Source organism: Pedobacter soli, from assembly GCF_900101435.1.
Taxonomy (GTDB): Bacteria; Bacteroidota; Bacteroidia; order Sphingobacteriales; family Sphingobacteriaceae; genus Pedobacter; species Pedobacter soli.
In genome coordinates, this window is sequence record NZ_FMZH01000024.1 from 1 (window position 1) to 20,349 (window position 20,349).

The 20,349-nt window shown below is 44.0% G+C and carries 9 protein-coding genes; 4 read left to right on the forward strand and 5 right to left on the reverse strand.

Annotation, left to right across the window (positions count from 1 at the left end; translation table 11 throughout):
* The 5 genes from BLR37_RS24830 to BLR37_RS25480 all read right to left on the reverse strand — a co-directional run.
* A partial coding sequence (locus BLR37_RS24830) for an IS3 family transposase (protein WP_244154752.1) occupies positions 1-827 on the reverse strand: 827 nt, incomplete at its 3' end.
* A gap of 118 nt (positions 828-945) precedes the next feature.
* On the reverse strand, positions 946-1,347 hold the full coding sequence (locus BLR37_RS24835; protein WP_090773383.1) for a helix-turn-helix domain-containing protein: 402 nt from the start codon (positions 1,345-1,347) through the stop codon (positions 946-948).
* A gap of 72 nt (positions 1,348-1,419) precedes the next feature.
* Positions 1,420-1,851 (reverse strand): MarR family winged helix-turn-helix transcriptional regulator, encoded by a 432-nt coding sequence (locus tag BLR37_RS24840; RefSeq protein ID WP_039475713.1) that lies wholly within the window; start codon positions 1,849-1,851, stop codon positions 1,420-1,422.
* Between the two features lie 3 nt (positions 1,852-1,854).
* Positions 1,855-2,370: a GNAT family N-acetyltransferase gene (locus BLR37_RS24845; protein WP_090773385.1), complete on the reverse strand. Its 516-nt coding sequence runs from the start codon at positions 2,368-2,370 to the stop codon at positions 1,855-1,857.
* Between the two features lie 166 nt (positions 2,371-2,536).
* A complete protein-coding gene (locus BLR37_RS25480; protein ID WP_167356680.1) occupies positions 2,537-2,683 on the reverse strand; it encodes a hypothetical protein in 147 nt (48 codons plus the stop codon).
* Positions 2,684-2,771: 88 nt separating this feature from the next.
* Here BLR37_RS25480 and BLR37_RS24850 point away from each other — a divergent pair, with 88 nt between their 5' ends.
* The 4 genes from BLR37_RS24850 (at position 2,772) to BLR37_RS24865 (ending at position 19,947) form a co-directional block, all read left to right on the forward strand.
* Positions 2,772-3,548 carry a helix-turn-helix domain-containing protein gene (locus BLR37_RS24850; RefSeq protein ID WP_090773387.1) on the forward strand — a complete coding sequence of 259 codons (777 nt, stop codon included), beginning with the start codon at positions 2,772-2,774 and terminating at the stop codon, positions 3,546-3,548.
* Positions 3,549-3,634: 86 nt separating this feature from the next.
* Complete coding sequence (locus tag BLR37_RS24855) at positions 3,635-4,168, forward strand: dihydrofolate reductase family protein (RefSeq protein WP_090773389.1); 534 nt, start codon at positions 3,635-3,637, stop codon at positions 4,166-4,168.
* A gap of 1,019 nt (positions 4,169-5,187) precedes the next feature.
* Positions 5,188-19,011, forward strand: a complete 13,824-nt coding sequence (locus BLR37_RS24860) for a Calx-beta domain-containing protein (protein ID WP_090773391.1) — start codon at positions 5,188-5,190, stop codon at positions 19,009-19,011.
* Between the two features lie 12 nt (positions 19,012-19,023).
* Entirely contained in the window at positions 19,024-19,947 is a 924-nt protein-coding gene (locus BLR37_RS24865; RefSeq protein WP_090773393.1) for a PorP/SprF family type IX secretion system membrane protein, read from the forward strand.
* Positions 19,948-20,349 lie beyond the last annotated feature (402 nt).

Genomic DNA, 20,349 nt, shown 5'->3' on the forward strand with positions numbered 1-20,349 from the left:
ATGTGATGAGCTCGATATTTTATCGGGCTCATTCCTTTTAGATTGAGTTTTATTCGATCGTTATTATAGTATTCAATGTAATTTTTTATATCCTGTTTAAGTTCATTGATTTCACTGTACTTATTAAGATAGAATAGTTCCGACTTTATGATGCCAAAGAAATTCTCAATAATGGCATTATCCAGGCAGTTACCTTTTCTGGACATGCTCTGCCTAATGCCTTTCTTTTTCAGCATTCGCTGATATTCTTTCATCTGATATTGCCATCCCTGATCAGAGTGTAAAATCAGGTTTGTGTTCCTATTTATCTTTTTGAACGCATCTTTCAACATAAGGGATACCTGTTCAAAATTTGGAGACTCAGATAAGTTATAGCTGAGAATTTCCCCATTAAATAATTCTATGATTGGAGATAGATACAGTTTTTTATCCCCCACTTTGAATTCTGTAATGTCGGTGGCCCACTTCTGGCAAGGTTGTGCTGAATTAAAATCTCGATTCAATAAATTGGGTGCAATTTTTCCTAACTCACCCTTATAGGATCTGTATTTCTTTCTCCTGATCAAGGATTTCAGCCCTAATGTACCCATCAGCTTTGAGACTGTTTTATGATTAATGATACAACCTTCATTCTTCATTTCTAGGGTAATCCTTCTATAACCATACCTTCCTTTATGACGATGATAGATCTTTTTTATTTGATCTTGGGCGACATCATGTTTTTTTAATACTGATTTTGTTTTTAAGTGGTAATAGTAACTACTTCTGGCCATTTTTAGTATATCCAGCAACAATTCTAATGGATATTTATGCCTTAACTCCTCAATGGCTAACGCTTTTTCTTTTGCAGCGTTTCTTTCTTTTGAGTTAAGGCTTCTAGCTTTTTTAGCAACTCATTCTCCGCTCTTAAATATAGATTCTCCTTTTCAAGCTCCTCAAGCCTGGTCAACGTTTTAGTGGTTGTTTTTTTGGCTTCTTTTCTTTCATCGTTTTACGGCCTCTCTGTTGAGCATTTAAGCCATCCACCCCAAAACTCTCATGAATTTTTACCCAAGAACTAACTATGCCAATGGAAGGGATATGAAAATGTAAACAGCAGTCCCTCAAAGATAATTCTTTTTTAAGATAAGCTTGAACGACCGTTAACTTAAATTCTTTGGTATATTGTTGATTGGATCTTCGTAATAAACCCTGTACACCTGATGCATTGTATTGGTCAATCCATTTTCTGATTTGCGATGTGGAGATGCCCCATTGATTCGATAATCCGTTGACCGACTTCCCACGTTGATGCTCTCTAACCAGCTTCAGTTTAAATTCGGCTTTGTGTTTTTTGTATTTAACCATAAAAATGCCCCCAAATAGTGTCTAACTTTTTGGGGGCAGTGTATTGCGGCTGTCCTCTTTTTTTATACTTAATTATTTAAAGAGCAATGCGCTAATGGCCGCTATATTGTTGCTTAATTTGTCCTGTTCTTCGTCAGTAAGTTTGCCAATCATTTCTTTTACCTGTTGATTAGAGGCCGCATCGAGGCTGTTAAAAACAGTATGGCCGGCAGCTGTGAGCGTTAACAAACTCATTCTTGCATCAACAGGCGAAGGCTCTTTGGCAATCAGGCCGTTTACTTCAAAACGTTTTAAAACTTTACTCAGATAGCCTTTGTCAATATCAATCTGCAAGATAATGTCAGAAGCACTTACGGGCATATTTGCATGTATTTCGTAAAGGATTCTGGCTTCGGCTAAAGAGTAACCGCTGGCCAGCAAATGACTATCAAGCAGACCAATTAGTTTGGTGTAATTGCGGTTAAATGATCTGATAGCCTGAATAAGCGGGGTTTCGTTTTTCATCCCTTATGTTGTTGATTGTTCAGGTATTTTTAAGTCAAAACGCCTTTCCAGTATTGCTTTACCAAAATGATCGGATGGGTTTTCTGCTGTCAGTTTGAATCCAAACCTTTCATAAAGTGCTGTTGTGGTATCCTGATCGGCGGTTGTCCAGAGGTAAGCATGTTTAACATTTCTGGAATGCATAAAATCGATAAATTCCTGCATCAGCAATTTGCCTAAGCCAATACCGCGGTACTCAGGTTGCAATATAAAATACCTGAACTGCAGTTGTTCTTTACGGTGCTGGGCTACTAAACAGCCAATCATTTTTTCCTGATGTTCACAAATCCATATTTTATCTTTTTCTGGATCGTATGCCAGGGCAAACTCCTTTAAGCCTTCCAGTACATAGGCCTCAAATTTCAGTCCGTAGTTACATTCTTTTGCGTATAAATCGCCATGGATATAGGCCAGGTAGCCCAGGTCGCCTGGTGCAAGATGATTTCTGATCTGTATATCCGATAATTTAATTTGTTCCATATCACGATATAGTTGACTTGTTCAACTATATGCAAAGTAAATTAATTTTGTTGAATTTGTCAACTAATTAATTAAAGTATATTCGCTGTGTCCTGAAAATTGGATATTTGTTGAATGGCCTGTCTACAAAAAAAGTGTTGGGTTACACAACTACATGAGGCAATTGTTATTCAAGGCTTTTGTAATGAGGTAATGACGAAAATGTTCTTGCCTTTTTATGTCCGGTAGGCGCAAGCTGGTAGAACAGTACCCAATAGGTAATCACCATAATCAATAAACCTAAGAGCGCACTGATTATATCTTTCGTTTTCATACCGCCTGTAGTAACAATAATAATGCCGCGTAACCGAAATGCGCATGGAAAATGTAATTTTAGGCTAAAACCTGCATCTTTGCAAAAGATGCAAATTCAATACTACGATATACTGCCCGTACTGAAACCTTATATTCGTTCCATTTGTACAATGGATTGCGGGGGCGATGCTGATACCAGCCACATCCGCGTTTTGCCCGATATCTGTGCAGAGCTTTTTATCAATTACACAGCAGCTCCGGTTGCCATAATCGGTAATGAATTGTATAAAGGCAGCATTGTTAGTTTTAGAACGAATAAGCCGGTTGATGTGCAGATGAGGAAAGGAGCGGGCTGCATCGCCATTTGTTTCCATCCGGGCAAGGCTTATCCTTTTTTTAAAATCCCCTTTCATTTATTATCCAATACAACCACATCACTCACCGATCTTTGGAGCAAAAGCGCTGCAGCTTTGGAAGATCTTGTGGTACATGCTGGCAACAATAACAGTCGCGTGGTTTTATTGCAGCAACATTTGTTGCAGCAGCTGAGTAAAGCCGATGATAAGCCACAGATCAAATATTGCCTTCAACAGGTTCGACTATCTAAAGGTTTAATTTCTTTGGCTGCACTTACCCAAAATATTGGCATGAGTCAGCGGCATCTTTCCAGGCAGTTTCAACAATTTGTGGGTTTATCGCCGAGCGAATACCTGCGGGTTTCCCGATTTATTTATTCGCTCGAAAACCTGAAAAGTGATGCTCCGGATTCCCTCACCAATATCGCTTATCAGAGTGGCTATTACGATCAGGCTCATTTTATCCGCGATTATAAGCAATACACGGGTCTTACGCCCGGCGAATTGTTGCGAAGCCTAAATGTTTAATGCTAAATATCTTTATTGTTCTTGTCCGTTCTGTACAATTGAGCGGGCGTAGCTTTGTTCATATTTGTATCCTAAATATAAAAAACATGAGAAAGTTAATACTGGGCCTGGCCATTAGCCTGGATGGTTACATTGAAGGAGCAAAAGGCGAATACGATTGGTGTTTTACCGATCAGGATTATGGTCTTAAAGCTTTTTTCGATCGCATTGATGCTATGTTTATTGGCAGGAAAAGTTACGAAATGATGCAACAGCACGAAAGCAGCAGCGATGCCGCTATACCTGATATGCCTGTACTGACTGAATATGTATTTTCTGAAACATTAGAATCAGTAAAGTCGGGTGCCATACTCATTGCTGAAGATACGATAACCGAAGCGAGAAGAATAAAAGCTGAACCTGGTAAAGATATCTGGTTATTTGGCGGTGCATCGCTCAGCGAAAGCATGATGCAGGCCGGCCTGGTTGATGAGTTGTGGTTGTCGGTTCATCCGGTTTTATTGGGAAGTGGTAAACCGCTTTTTCATCAGCACAGCAACCGGATAAGCCTACACCTGCTCGAAAGCAAAACTTACGAAACGGGCTTGGTATCTTTGCGGTATAAGGTGATTAACAGTTAACGTTTACATTTTTACCATATAAGACAATTAAGAATTTGAGCTGCAGGTTTATGTAATCTCATATCTACAGGTATTTAAGCAGGTATGAGATTGCTTATTCCATCTCCCACATACTCTTCCAACTTCGGACCTCAGACCCCGGACTTTTTTTCACCACCTCAGACATTTAAGCAAAAATAAGATTGCTTATTCCCAGCTTCTATTTTCCAGCTTACCGTTCTTGTAACGCTCAGATTTTAAAAGAATTTTGTTGTAGTATTAATTATATGTAATTGAAAATCAGAATATTATTTTCTTATTGACATTTGTAACATTGTTTTTAGAATTAAATACTGATTTTTTCAATTAAAGCTCCCTATATTCGTGGCCACAACGCTTATTGGCTGCTGGCAGCGAATAAGTTAAGTGTTAGCCGTCTAAAATATTAATATGAGCTCCCGAACAATTGAGTACAGCAATTGGTGCATGTCCTATGCGCTATCCATCCAAACACAACACCCAATTATTCCCGCAACTTTAAAGTCTTGTATTAGAAATTAGCATCATGGCTAACAGGAAGCGCTAAGCTTAATTTTAAAAAATCATCCCAACTCTCGTCGTTAAATCCATCTATCCCTCTTGTATGAATATACTTTTACTAAACCGTTTTATGCGACCTTTATCCAGTGTTGCTGCTTACTATTTCTTAAGTCATACTTTGTTGATTTGATTGATTGCGAATCAAATCAAGCTTTAAGTTAAAAAATATACGATTCAGTGCGTATGGCTGAGCTAATCAGTCAAATCCCTGTTTAAAATCTATCCCCATCCCTATTATCATGAAAAGACTACCATTCCGGAGCCTTTATGCGCAAGCTGTATCCGGTACCTGTTATGCCAAGCCCTATAGGGCAGGTGTAACCCATTGGCCTGCTGCTTCAAGTTACTTGCCGGCTAACCTGAGCAGCATAAGCTGCCCTTTCGAAATAAGTTCTCACCTGATTATAGCATCCCTTTTTTAAATTCTATCCCTAAATAACATGAAAAAACTACTACTACTCAGTTTTTTAATGCTGATCATGTCAAGTGTTTTCGCTGCCGACTACTATTGGGTAGGTGGCGCAGGAAACTGGACAGATTTAAGCCATTGGGCATCCACTTCTGGTGGCGTAGCCAACAGATCAATTATCCCCGGAACAGGTGATGATGTTTATTTCGACGCCAATAGCGGTCTGGCCAATAATACTTTGGTTACGCTACCTACCACCGGGCATGCTTACTGTCGTAACATGTCGTGGAATGGTGTAACCACCAATGCCATTTTCAGAAATACAGGCAGTTTTCAGCTGCAGATCAATGGTAATCTGGAACTTGCAGCCACTGTACGCTACGCCATTATGACCATCAATTTTACAGGCAGCAGCAATGCTACTTTCCGGACAAATGGAGCGGTGAGGGTAAATACTGCAGGGCTTTATAATTCCTTTATTGTAAACAAACCCAGTGGGTCGCTTACCTTATTGGATGGGATTCCAAATGATTTGGCTGTTCAAAATCTGACACTTACTGCCGGAACTTTGAATTTATCAGGGCAAACCCATGGGTTTGTTAACCTTGTTGCAGGAGGTAGCACAGTTAGAAGTATGAATATTACTAATGCTTCGCTTACACTGGGCTCAACCTGGGATACCCGCGGATCGAATATGACGCTTACCGCAACTGGGTCGACCGTTACTGCCGATATGTTTCATTCTGCAGGCCTTACCTTTGATAAAGTATTTGCCATGCGGGATAATCCGGACATGGATATCAATAACAATACTTTCTCAGAGCTGACACTTGCAAGTACAGTTTCACAAATAGGAACGCAACGAATTGGCTCCAACAATACGATTGGCAAGCTTGAATTTAAAAGCGGGGGACGTATAGCAGGTGGAGGCAACATAATCGGACAACTGATTCTGGCACCTGGGAAAGGTTATATTTTTCATGGTACCAATACAATAAATACATTGATGCAGTTGAACACCGAAGACTGTGATGCTTTGGGCGAGTTGAGAGGGATAGATGCGAATGCGAAATTGAGTTTTGGTGCAGGAGCTACTGCAAATATTAAAAATGTTTTCATTACCAGTCTTACTGCCTTAGGCAATATTGCTCCAATACCTGTTGTGGGTGTTGATGGCGGCAGTAATGTCGGATTTAATATCACCCCGCGTACTTCAGGTAATGCTACTTTATACTGGGTAGGCGGCGCAGGCGATTGGAACGATAAAAGCCATTGGAGTGCTACAAGTGGCGGCTCAGGAGGAGCCTGCGTACCTTTTACATCAGACAATGTAATATTTGATGCCAATAGTGGCTTTACCAGTGGCAATAATACGGTTTCAGTGACCAGTACGGTTCGGTGTCATGACATGACCTGGACAAACGTAACAGGCTCGCCTGTTTTTGATATTGGTGGGTATACGACGGAAATCTGGGGTTCGGTTGAATTGGATCCGACCTTAACACTATCTGCCGCCAACACGCAATATGTTAGGGGTAATATACAGTTAAAAGGTACCGAAGCTTCTACTTTTTTAACCAAAGGAGCAAGTTTAGGAAATCCTTTATTCAATATAGATAAAACAAGTGGAGGCGGAATTACCTTGATGGACGACATTAACTTTCCAAACCTTAGCCTCACGCACGCAAGGGGAGGCTTGTCAATGGCAGGTAAAACCGTCAATATATTGTTATTCAACAGTACTACAGGAGTAGGTCGTACAATTGATATTAGCAATGCAACCATTACCGTAAATAATTGGAACCTGGGCTTGACCAATGTAACCTGGGTTAACAATGCTGCGGGTTCATTTATTACCGCCAACAGAGCTTTTACTGCAAATGGTTTAACCTATCCAAAAGTATACTGTAACACGGTACTGGATGAGGTTAATATTCAAAATACAACTATTGGCGAATTGACGTTCACCAATACCGCTCCTGCAAATGGTTTAAGAGGGCTGTTAGGTGGAAACACCGTTGGCACCCTGGAGTTTAAATCAGGCGGTTTGTTACGGGGTAACAACACCATCACTAATTTATTGTTGGCACCATCTAAACCATATGCCATTTGGAATACCCAAACAGTTACTGGCCTGTTTCGCTTTAACAGTCCGGATTGTAATGGTTTGGGTGAGTTAAGAGGGGCGGAAGGAACTTCGGCAACGATTAATTTCGGACCAGCAGCTACGCGCGACCTTAACAATATATATTTACAGAACATGACTGCTACAGGCAGTGGGGTGCCTGTAACGGTTACAGGTGCAGATGCAGGTGGCAACAGTGGCTTTACGATTACCACATCTGGTGCGGGTGCAAGATACTGGGTAGGCGGTTCTGGCGATTGGAGCGATTCGGCGCATTGGAGTAATACCAGTGGAGGTGCCGGAGGTGCATGTGTACCAACCGCAGCTAATGATGTGTTTTTTAATGCCAGCAGTTTTACCAACGGTAGCAGTGCTGTAACCATTAACAGTACGCAAGCCTATTGCCGTAACATGAATTGGACAGGTGCAAACTTTAGTCCGACTTTCACAAAGCCCGCCACATTGGATTTAGAAATCTGGGGTGATTTGGTAATGAACAACAATGTGAGAATGGATGCAGCCCTTACGTTTACAGGTGCTTCCAATACCAGTATTACTTCTAATGGAGGTGGTACGGGTGCAACACAGTTCATTTTCTTAAAGCCAATAGGTTACACAGTTACTTTACTCGATAATTTCAGTAACCCGGTTGCCTATTTTTTCCCACGCAGTGGAGGAGTTGATTTGAGTAACCGCACAGTTGTTTTAAACGGTTTTGATAATTCAGGGTCAACCGTAGCTACGAATATTAATATTACCGGTGCAAACATTACCGGTGCCTGGCGTTACCAGGGAGGCATTAAAACCTTAACGGCAACGAATTCGGTAATCAAAGCACGCCGCTTTTTAGTAGACGGTGGTACTTACAATATTGTAGATGCCACTGGTGGAACTGCGAGCGATTCTTACGTGAATAACACTACAGTAAACGACTTACTTTTCAGTAACCCTTCAGCAACATCAGCAGTGTTTATCAATGGAGGTAACACGATTGGACGTTTAGAGTTTAAAGGAAAAGGAAATATTGCAGGTACAGGTAATACCATCGAAACCTTAATCTTCTCTCCGGGAAAAGTATATACATTCTTAAGCGGTTCTACCAATACCATTTCCAAAGATTGGTTTGGAAGTGGTACTCCATGTAACCTGACCGAAATCAACAGTTCGGCTGCGGGTGCATTTACAGTGAATAAAACTGCGGGTAACGTAGAGTTCGATTATGTGCGTTTGCGCAACATTACCGCAACAGGTATTACGCCATTTAAAGCTTTAGAGCACTCAGAAGATCTGGGTGGCAATACCAACTGGAGCATTTCTCCTTATAATAACAGTACACCGATACTGGGCCTTGGTCCGGATAAAACACTTTGTGCCGGCGATTTCCCATATACCATTAAAACCGATGGTTTCTTTGCCTCGCCAATAGCTACTTATACCTGGGGTGATGGCAGCACAAATTCGAGTTTAGCTGTTGCTGGCCCGGGTACTTACACGGTAACGGTGAGCTATCCTGACGGTTGTTCGCGTACCGATAATATCGTAATTACCAGAAGTGATGTAGTAATTAACCCCATTACCGGAACACCTGACGTATGTGTTGGAGCGGTAACTAACCTGACTACTACAACTACAGGAGGCGTTTGGAGCAGCAGCAATACTGCGGTAGCTACAGTAAGCACTACAGGTGCGGTAACCGGTGTTACTGCAGGTACAGCTGATATCATTTACACGGTAACCAACAGCAACGGCTGTGTAGGTGCTTTAACACAAACGGTTACGGTAAATGCTATGCCAACGGTTAATGCCACAACCGGTCCGAACACTTTATTTGCGGGTGATAACATTACTTTAAGCAACACTATCCCTTTGGGCGTTTGGAGCAGCAGTAACACAGCTGTAGCTACCGTAAGCGCTGCGGGTGTGGTAACCGGTGTTGCAGCAGGAACGGCCAATATTTTATATACTGTTACCGGCACAGGCGGTTGCTCGGTGAGCAGTACAACAGCCATTACCGTTGATGCATTCGACCCGGCTAAACGCGTACTGAGCATTACCAAAACAACCGATGCAGCCGAACCGGCAACTAATGGTGCTTTTGCCATTAGTTTACCAACCGGTATAAACGCAATAGAACCGGTTACGGTGAATTATACCGTTAGCGGTACCGCTACTTCGGGCAGCGATTACATCGCATTAACAGGCACTGCTACCATTGCTACCGGTCAAAACAGCGTTTCAGTTCCGGTTAATGTAACAGACGACAGCATTATCGAAGGTGCTGAAAGCGTTATTGTTACTTTAACTTCAGGTACTTCAGCTAAATACACTTATACCGTTAATGGTGCTGCGGGCAATGCTACCGTAACCATTGCTGACGATGACAATACAGTAGCTAATCATTTATTGGGGGTTACGGCTCAGCTCAATGCCAACGAACCAACCAATACCGGTACGTTTACCATTGCATTACCTGCCGGCATTTCTGCAGCAGAAAATATCACGGTAGCCTACACCATGAGCGGCACATCAACCAATGGTGTTGATTATGAAACGCTTTCGGGAACGGCAACCTTACTGGCTGGTCAGAATAGCGTAGTTATTAATGTGAAAGCACTGGATGATCAGATTATTGAACAAACGGAAACCATTATATTAAACTTAACAGGAGGGACTTCAGCTTCGGCTGTTAACTATCCTGCAGATGCAGCTAAAAATACGGCCACTTTATTACAGGCCGACAATGATAATACTGCAGCGATTAAACAGCTTGCAGTAACCAGCAATGGCAATGCAGCAGAACCTGCTACCAACAGCAGCTTTACCATTAGCCTGCCAACAGGTTATGTAAGTGCCTTGCCAATTACCATTACCTATGCCTTTACAGGTGCAGCCACTTACGGTGCTGATTATAGCAGTACTTCGGCTACTACGGTTACCCTGCCAGCAGGACAAAACAGCATACAGGTTCCGGTAAATGTAATTAACGATAATTTGATCGAAACCGCTGAACCGGTTATTTTAACCCTTACAAATGGTGTAGCAAAACAGGGCGCAACTACGGTATTTACCTTAACTCCTGATCCGGCTGCTACCAGCGCAAGCCTGAGCATTGCTGATGACGACAATACCCCGGCAAATAAAACACTAACTGTAACCGCCCAAAACGGGGCAGAGCCTTCAACCAATGGTGCTTTTACCATTAGTTTACCGGCAGGTGTACTGGCTTCCGAAAATGTTACGGTAAATTATAGCGTATCGGGAACGGCAACAGCAGGAACAGATTACGCAGCATTACCGGGTACTGCGGTAATTCCGGCAGGCGCTAACAGCGTTACGGTTCCATTAATTGTGATCGACAATAAGGTGATTGAAAATACCGAAACGGTTATTTTAACCCTTACCGGTGGAACTTCTGCCAATTTCACTTATACCCCTGGAACAACCAACAGTGCTACTGCTGATATTGCGGATGACGATGCGGCGAGCAATACTACAGTAGTATTGTTAACCAAAGTATCAGATGCGGTAGAAGGTGGAACAAAAGGCCAGTACCGCGTTTCATTGCCTCCGGGTATTACCAGTGCAGAAGACATTACCATTACTTTATCTACAGGAGGAACGGCAACGCGCCCTGCAGATTATTCACTTACCGGACTTACAGGCGCTAACCTGGTTATCCCGGCAGGTACCAACGAGGTATTTGTTGGCGTTGATGCTATTAATGATAGTCAGGTAGAAGGACCTGAAACGGTTACCTTAACCCTTAACAATGCCACATCGGCATCCACAACCTATAGCATCGATCCGGCTGGAAACGGTGCAGCAGTAACCATTATCGATGTAAATGCAGCAAGTACTACTGCTTTAGAAGTGATAGCAGGTACCAACGCAGCAGAGCCGGCAACTAACGGTGCTTTCAGCATTAAGCTGGCTGGTGCAGCTACTTCGGCATGGCCGGTTACTGTTGGTTATACCGTATCGGGTACGGCTGTTTCCGGTTTAGATTACCAGAGTTTTGGCACCATCACCATTCCGGCCGGACAAAACAGTGTTGCGGTTGATGTGCATGTATTAGACGATCAGATTTTTGAACCAACTGAAACCATTAACTTCAAAGTGCTTTCGGGTAGTGCCAAAGATGGATCAGGTAATGCTTATATCTTCCCGGCCGATCCTGCCAAAGAAACCATTACCGTAAATATTGCGGATAATGATGTACTTCCAGCTAATCAGGTATTGCAGGTGGTGAAAACTACCGACGCAGCAGAACCGAATGTACCGGGCAGCTTTACAGTAAGTTTACCTGCCGGTTATTCATCGAGCGCCGACCTGACGCTTAATTATACCATGAGCGGTACTGCTATACGCAATACCGATTACAGCGTTTCAACTGTAACTCTTCCGGCTTATGCCAACAGTGTGTCTATCCCGGTTTTGGTAATCGACGACCAGATTGTAGAAGCTACAGAAACCGCCACACTTACACTAAACAGCGGAGCTGATGGAAACGGTTTTAACTATACCGTTGGCACAGCAGCTGCAGCCACAGTAAATATTGCTGATGACGACAATACTGCTGCCAACAGAATGTTGAGTGCAGTGGCTACAGCAAATGCTACAGAAGGCGGGGCAGCCGGTAGCTTTACCCTTAAATTACCTGCGGGTATTACGGCATCTGCCCCGGTAACGGTTAACTATACGGTAGGAGGTACGGCAACCAATGGTGCCGATTATACCGCATTGAGTGGGACAGCCACCATCGCAGCAGGCCAAAACAGTGTAGCTGTGGCGGTAACTGCAATCAATGATAACATTATCGAACTTCCTGAAAACGTAATCCTGACCATCACAGGTGGAACAGATGTAACTAATACGTTCACCGTTGACGCAGGAAGCGAAACCGCTTCGGTAGATGTGTTTGATAATGATGATGTTGCAGCGAACAAAGCCTTGAAAATAACCAGGACAGCACATGCTGCCGAGCCGGCTACCAACGGTGGATTTAGTATTGCTTTTGAGGCTGGTACCGGTATTACTTCTTCGGAAGATGTTACTGTAAATTATACCATTGCAGGAACAGCCACCAATGGCACAGATTACGAAACCTTAAGCGGTACAGTGGTACTTCCTGCAGGAAGCAACAGTGTGCCTGTAAACGTCATAGTGAAAGATGATCAATTGATAGAGCCTATAACTGAAACAGTTACACTAACGATTACAGGGGGTACTTCCAATAACTTTGCTTTCACTCCATCTGCTTCAGCAGCATTACGTACAACATCTCTAAATATAACTGACAATGAAAATATCTCGGCCAACAGGGTAATTACTTATACCAAAACAGCAGATGCAGCAGAGCCGGGTATTAATGGAAATGTACGTATCAGTTTGCCACCTAACATTTTTTGTCAGGTTCCGATTAATTTAACTGTATTTCGTAGTGGTACAGCTACCGGGGGTACCGATTATGCTAACCTCCCGGCGCTGGTAATTCCAGCTGGTCAAAACTATATTGATGTACCCGTACAAGTGATTGACGATAATCTGATTGAGCAAGATGAAACAGTTGTAATTACCCACACAGGTTTAAGTACTGCAGGTTTGAGCGCGGGTTCTACTTTTACAACAGCAGGTTCCCCTATTACAGTAAACATTGCAGATGATGACAATATAACTACTAATCGCGTAGTAACGGTGTCTCTTGGTCGTGATGCCACTGAAGGTGGTGTGGGCAATAATGGGAGTATCCGGTTTAATTTTGCTTTCCCTACCAATATAAGTCCTTCGGAAAGTGTGGCCGTTAACTACACCGTAACGGGTACCGCTATAAAAGGTACAGATTACACTCCACTAAGCAATCAGTTTAACGGAACAGTAAATATGACTACAAATGCATCTGCCATTGTGGCCACTGTGGTGGATGACGATATCATTGAGGGCAATGAGGATGTGACCGTAACCATCAACAGTGTTACCTCGCCTAACTTTACCTATACCTTTAGTGGTCCGGCTAAAGCAACGATTTTCGATAACGATACCACTCCTGCAAACCTGGAGCTTTCGGTAGCCAAAACAGCCGATGCTACAGAAGGAGGAGCAAACGGCGAATTTGCCATTAGCCTGCCGGGTACAACTGCAACGGCTACAGAAGCCATCACCGTAAACTATATCCTTTCGGGTACGGCTACCAATGGTACCGATTATACGGCCTTAACGGGTTCAGCAGTGATTCCGGCCGGAAGTCATGATGTAAAAGTACCGGTAACCGCTACTGCCGATCAGCTGATCGAAGGTTTGGAAACGGTAACCATGACGCTAACCGGTGGAAGCTCGACCAGCTTCACCTTTACGCCAAATGCCAGCAATATCAATGCTACAGTAAACATTACCGATGCAGACAATATGCCAGCTAACCTAGTGCTTAACATTACCAAGTTAAACGATGCTGCCGAGCCAGGCGCTTCAGGTCGTGTCAACATTGCCTTGCCGGCAGGAATCAGCAGCAAGGAAAATATCACCGTGAATTACTCGGTTTCGGGTACAGCAACACCAGGTACAGATTATGCCACACTTTCAGGTACGGCAACTATCCTGGCTGGCCAAAACAGCGTAACGGTTCCAATTTCGGTAATTGATGATCAGTTGATTGAGCAAACCGAAACAGTTGTGCTTGCGCTTGCGGGCGGTAGCAGTACCAACTTCACTTACACAGCTACTGGTAATGTAAGCGTTAATCTTGCAGACGATGACAACATCCCAGCTAATCTGGTACTTAACGTTACCAAAACCCAGGACGCATCAGAACCCGCAAGCAACGGTAACTTCAATATTGCCTTGCCAGCAGGCTTAACTGTACCAACAGATATTACGGTAAATTATACCGTAACAGGTACCGCAACTGCCGGATTGGATTATGCTTCACTTTCTGGTACGCTGACCATCCCGGCAGGAACCAACAGTGTGGATTTACCATTAACGGTAACCGACGATCAGCAGGCTGAAGGTACCGAGAACGTAACCTTAACGGTAACTTCGGGTACAGCAACCGGTTTAGCCTTTACCAGCGGAACCGCGGCAACTATAGACCTCGCCGACGACGATAATATTCCGGATAACCTGGCCATCAGCATTCAGAAAACAACTGATGCTGCAGAACCGGGAACAAACGGAAACTTTAACATCACCTTACCGGCAGGCGTTACTTTAACGGAAGATATTACGGTAACTTATACCGTAGCGGGAACAGCAACTGCAGGTACAGACTACACTGCCTTAACAGGATCAGCAGTAATTCTGGCTGGTCAAAACAGTGTATCGGTTCCGGTATTGGTGATTAACGATAACATAATCGAGCGAACCGAAACTGTAACGGCTACTTTAACCGGTGCTACTGCTACCAGCTTTAGCCTTACTGCTGCCGGAAACGCAACCGTAAACATTGCCGATGATGATTCGGGTAATGCGGCTAACAAAACATTGAGCATTGTAAGAACTGCGCATGCAACTGAGCCTTCAACTAATGGTGGTTTCAGGATTCAACTGCCAACAGGCTTTACATCTGTTGAAGATGTTGTGGTAAACTACACAGTTACCGGTAGTGCAATCGCAGGGACCGACTATCAGACCTTAAGTGGTACGGTAACCATTCCTGCAGGGCAGAATAGTGTGCCGTTAGTAGTACAGGTAATCGACGATAAGGTAATTGAGCTAGCCAAAACGGTAGTGGTAACATTAGACGGAGGGTCTTCAACTAATTTTACATTCCCGATTACTACGGTATCGGCGCAAAGATCGACAAGCCTGAATCTTAACGACGATGATAATGTCGCGGGAAATAAGGTGTTAACCTTTGCCAAAATAACCGATGCCGCTGAACCAGCTACAAATGGACTTTACCGCATTAGCCTGCCAACCGGTATTACTGCTTCGGTAGGTATAACCATTAGCTACTTTATTAATCCTACAACAAGTACAGCTAAGGCTGGGGTAGATTATGCTAACCTAGGGACGATTGTTCTTGCGGCAGGACAGAATTACGTAGACATACCGATTAATGTGATCGATGATAAAATTATAGAAGGCACAGAAACCATACAGATGCAATTAAATGGCACTGCAAGTAGTTTTTCATTTAGCTTTAACCAGGCACCTTATACCGTTTTAAATATTGGCGATGATGAAGATACGTCATTAACACGTACAGTCAGCATCACGAAATCGGCAGATGCCTCTGAACCAGGTACAGCAGGTGGTTTTAATTTTAGCCTGCCAACAGGTGTTACTTCAACAGAGGATATAACCGTACACTATAGCGTTTCGGGTACCGCAACTGCCGGAACAGATTATACTGCACTTTCAGGAACGTTAATCATCCCGGCCGGACAAAACAGTGTTACAGTTCCTGTGTCTGTAATAGACGATCAGTTGATCGAAGGCATTGAAACAGTAGTAGCTACCTTAACCGGAGCAAGCTCAACAAACTTTAGCTTTACCGCAACCGGTAACGCAAGCTTGAATATTGCTGATGATGACAATACAGCTGCTAATCGTACTTTAGTCATCAGCAAAACAACGGATGCAGCAGAGCCAGCAACCAACGGTGCATTCAGCATCAGTTTACCGGCTGGCGTAACTGCTACAGAAAATATCACGGTAGCTTATACTGTGAGCGGAACTGCAACCGCAGGCACAGACTACACCGCATTGAGCGGATCGGCTGTGATCTTTGCAGGTCAGACCAGCGTAAACGTTCCGGTATTGGTTAAAAATGATAACATCATCGAAGGCACTGAAACGGTAGTGGCTACCTTAAATGGTGCTACTTCGGCTAACTTCAGCTTTACCGCAACGGGTAATGCAAGCTTGAATATTGCCGATGATGACAATACCCCAGCTAACCTGGCTATAAGCATCAGCAAAGCAGCCGATGCGGCAGAGCCAGCAACCAACGGTGCATTCAGCATCAGCTTACCAGCTGGCGTAACTGCTAGGGAAGATATCACGGTAGCTTACAGCGTGAGTGGAACTGCAATCACCGGTACAGACTACACCGCTTTAAGCGGATCGGCTGTGATCATGGCAGGTCAGACCAGTGTAAACGTTCCGGTACTGGTTAAAAATGATAACATCATCGAAGGCACTGAAACGGTAGTGGCTACTTTAACCGATGCTACTTCGGCTAACTTCAGCTTTACAGCAAGTGGTAATGCAAGCTTGAATATTGCCGATGATGACAATACCCCAGCTAACCTGGCTATAAGCATCAGCAAAGCAGCCGATGCAGCAGAACCAGCGACTAATGGCGCATTCAGCATTAGCTTACCTACTGGCGTAACTGCGACCGAGGATATCACGGTAGCTTATACCGTGAGCGGAACTGCAACTGCAGGTACAGACTATACCGCCTTAAGCGGATCGGCTGTGATCTTAGCAGGTCAGACCAGTGTGAGCGTTCCGGTATTGGTTAAAAACGATAATATCATCGAAGGCACAGAAACCGTATTGGCTACCTTAACCGGCGCTACTTCGGCTAACTTCAGCTTTACCGCAAGTGGTAATGCAAGCTTGAATATTGCCGATGATGACAATACCCCAGCTAACCTTGCTGTAAGCATCAGCAAAACAACGGACGCTGCAGAGCCAGCAACTAATGGTACATTCAGTATGAGTTTACCAACCGGTGTAACTGCAGCAGAAGATATCACGGTAGTTTACAGCGTGAGTGGAACTGCAACCGCCGGTACAGACTACACCGCCTTAAGCGGATCGGCTGTGATCTTAGCAGGTCAGACCAGTGTGAGCGTTCCGGTACTGGTTAAAAATGATAACATCATCGAAGGCACTGAAACGGTAGTGGCTACTTTAACCGGCGCTACTTCGGCTAATTTCAGCTTTACAGCAACGGGTAACGCGAGCTTGAACATTGCCGATGATGACAATACGGCTGCTAACCTGGCTATAAGCATCAGCAAAACTGCCGATGCAGCAGAGCCAGCAAGCAACGGTACATTCAGCATTAGCTTACCTACGGGCGTAACTGCTACAGAAGATATCACGGTAGCTTATACTGTGAGCGGAACTGCAACCGCAGGCACAGACTATACCGCCTTGAGTGGATCGGCTGTGATCTTAGCAGGTCAAACCAGTGTGAATGTTCCGGTACTGGTTAAAAATGATAATATCATCGAAGGTACAGAAACCGTAGTGGCTACCTTAACCGGCGCTACTTCGGCTAACTTCAGCTTTACCGTAGGTGGCAATGCGAGCTTAAAGATTGCCGATGATGATAACACCCCGGCTAACCTGGCAATCAGCATCAGCAAAACAGCCGATGCAGCAGAACCAGCAAGCAACGGTGCATTCAGCATCAGTTTACCAACCGGCGTAACGGCAACAGAGAATATCACCGTAGCTTATACTGTGAGCGGAAGTGCAACTGCAGGTACAGACTATACCGCATTAAGCGGATCGGCTGTGATCTTAGCAGGTCAAACCAGCGTGAACGTTCCGGTAGTAGTAAAAGACGATAACCTGTATGAAGACCCTGAGACAGTTGTTTTAACTTTAACGGGAGGAACTTCATCTAACTTTGCCTTTACTGCAACAGGTAATGCAACAGTTACCATAGCCGATGATGATAAGAAAGACCAGGTAATTACCTTCACGGCTTTACCGGTTAAAATTTTAGGCGATGGTACCTTTACACTTAACGCAACTGGTGGCGCATCAGGAAATCCGGTTACCTATACCAGCAGCAATCCGGCGGTAGCAACCGTTACAGGAAATACCGTAACCATAGTAGGCGTAGGTACAGCAAACATTATCGCTTCGCAGGCCGGTAATGCTACCTATAACGCAGCTGCAAATGTTACCCAGGTATTAACGGTTATTGCACCACTAAACACCGCACCAACCCTGGCAGCAATTGCCAACCAACAGGTGTGCGTAAGCAGTACCACACAAAGCATTGCATTAAGTGGTATTACGGCGGGTGCTGAGCAAAACCAAAGCACTACTTTAAGTGTAAGCACCGATAATGCAGCACTGTTTGCAGCAATTTCGGTAACTCAAGGCACAGCTGGTAACGCAGTATTAAACTACAGGTTAAACCCTGCAGGCGGTACTGCAACCATTACGGTAACTGTAAAAGATAATGGTGGCACATTAAACGGCGGTACTGATACTTTTAGCCGAACATTTACCTTAACGGCTGCTCCGCTACCGCAAGTTCAGGTAGTGGCTACACCGGGCACAAGCGTAAGTAAGGGAGAAACCATTGAGTTAAAAGCAAGTGGCGCATTAAGCTATAGCTGGGCAACTGCATCCGGTACTATCAGCGGTCAGAATTCAGCTACGCTCACCGTACGTCCGTCGCAAAATACCACTTACACCGTAACGGGCACTAATGCCTCGGGTTGTACCAGTACAGCAACCATTACCATTACCGTAATGGAAGATTATAACCTGTTGGCCAATAATGTGCTTACACCGAACGGCGATGGTAAAAACGACTTCTTTGTGATTAAGAACATCGACATGTATCCAAACAATCAGGTACGCATATTCGATCGTGCAGGTAGGGAAGTGTACGCCAAAAAGAACTATAATAACGAATGGGATGGTACCATCAACGGCACTCCGCTGGATGAAAATACCTACTACTACATTATAGAACTGGGTAACGGCGTAAAAGCGAAAAGAGGATTTATCACAATTGTTAGAAAATTTTAATACTTCAAAGCAATGAATACAATTAATCAATATAAAAACAAAGGATTCATCCAATGGTGTGTGGCGCTGCTCTTCATCAGCTTTCCTTTTGTGCAAAGCAAAGCACAGCTTAATCCGATGAGTGCAATATATTATCAGAATCAGTATCTCACCAATCCGGCTATGGCCGGATTGGAACAAAAGTTAACCTTGAATGCCGGTATTCGCAGTCAGTTTAGTACCATGCCAGGTTTACCCTTTACCCAGTTTGTATCGGCCGACTACGGCTTTGCAGAAAAACTGGCGGTGGGATTACAGGTAAACAACGATCGTGCAGGGCTGTTAAAGCACACGCGTGCTGCGACTTCTTTTACCTACCATCTTCCGCTCGATCAGGGCAATCAGCACCTGAGCTTTGGTTTAGGTCTATCGTTTTCAGACGACGACATTAACATTGCCAATGTGCAGGGCGATGCCGATGATATTGATATTTACAGCGTAAATCAACGTAAAACGTACCTGGATGCCGATTTCGGTATGGCTTACCGTACGGGCAGGCTTCAGGTACAAGGTGCCGTAAATAACCTGAAGCGCATATTAAAAAAAGATGCGTACCACTCATCCGATCAGCCTTTGTTCTTTACAGCAATAAGCTACCGCATACCGGCCAACTTTGCTACTGTAGAGCCTAAAGTGGTTTACCGTGGTGTTAAAGGTTACCACAATTTGCTTGATGCAGGGGTAAACATTGAGTTTGCTTCGCCATCTGTAAATAAGGTAAATGTACTGGCCCTTTACCACAATGCCGGTAGTGCCACTTTCGGTATAGGCATTAACTGGAACAATAAACTGGCCGTTAATGGCATGTACACCACCAATACACGCGCATTAAGCGGTTATACCGCCGGCGATTACGAGCTTGGTATCAGCTATAGTTTGTTTGCCAAACAAAAGTAAACTCCTTACATAAATTTAAATCCCGGTTACTTCAGGTAGCCGGGATTTTTTGTTTAGTGCGCCGGGCATGGCAATCAACTATAGGGTTCAAGTCCCGAACACGCTTTGCAGTAGGAAGTGTTAGCTTAAGACAAGGGTGTCGTGGGCGACTGCGAATCTGAAGGAAGTCCGAGGCAAAAATGGGGGCTTACGAACAGAAACTGTATATGAGGCGGATCTAGTCCGGGTGATGTTGCTAAACAAACAGAAACCCAATACTGCACGGGGACTATTACGTAGATACAGGGGCCACATCCATAGGAAGTAGATTGTCTTACCCCGGGAGATCTGAATGAGTTCTGTCAAGAGTAAGCGCGATTACAGGAGAAGAAACATTTAGCAGTGATGCTAAATGCCTCAATC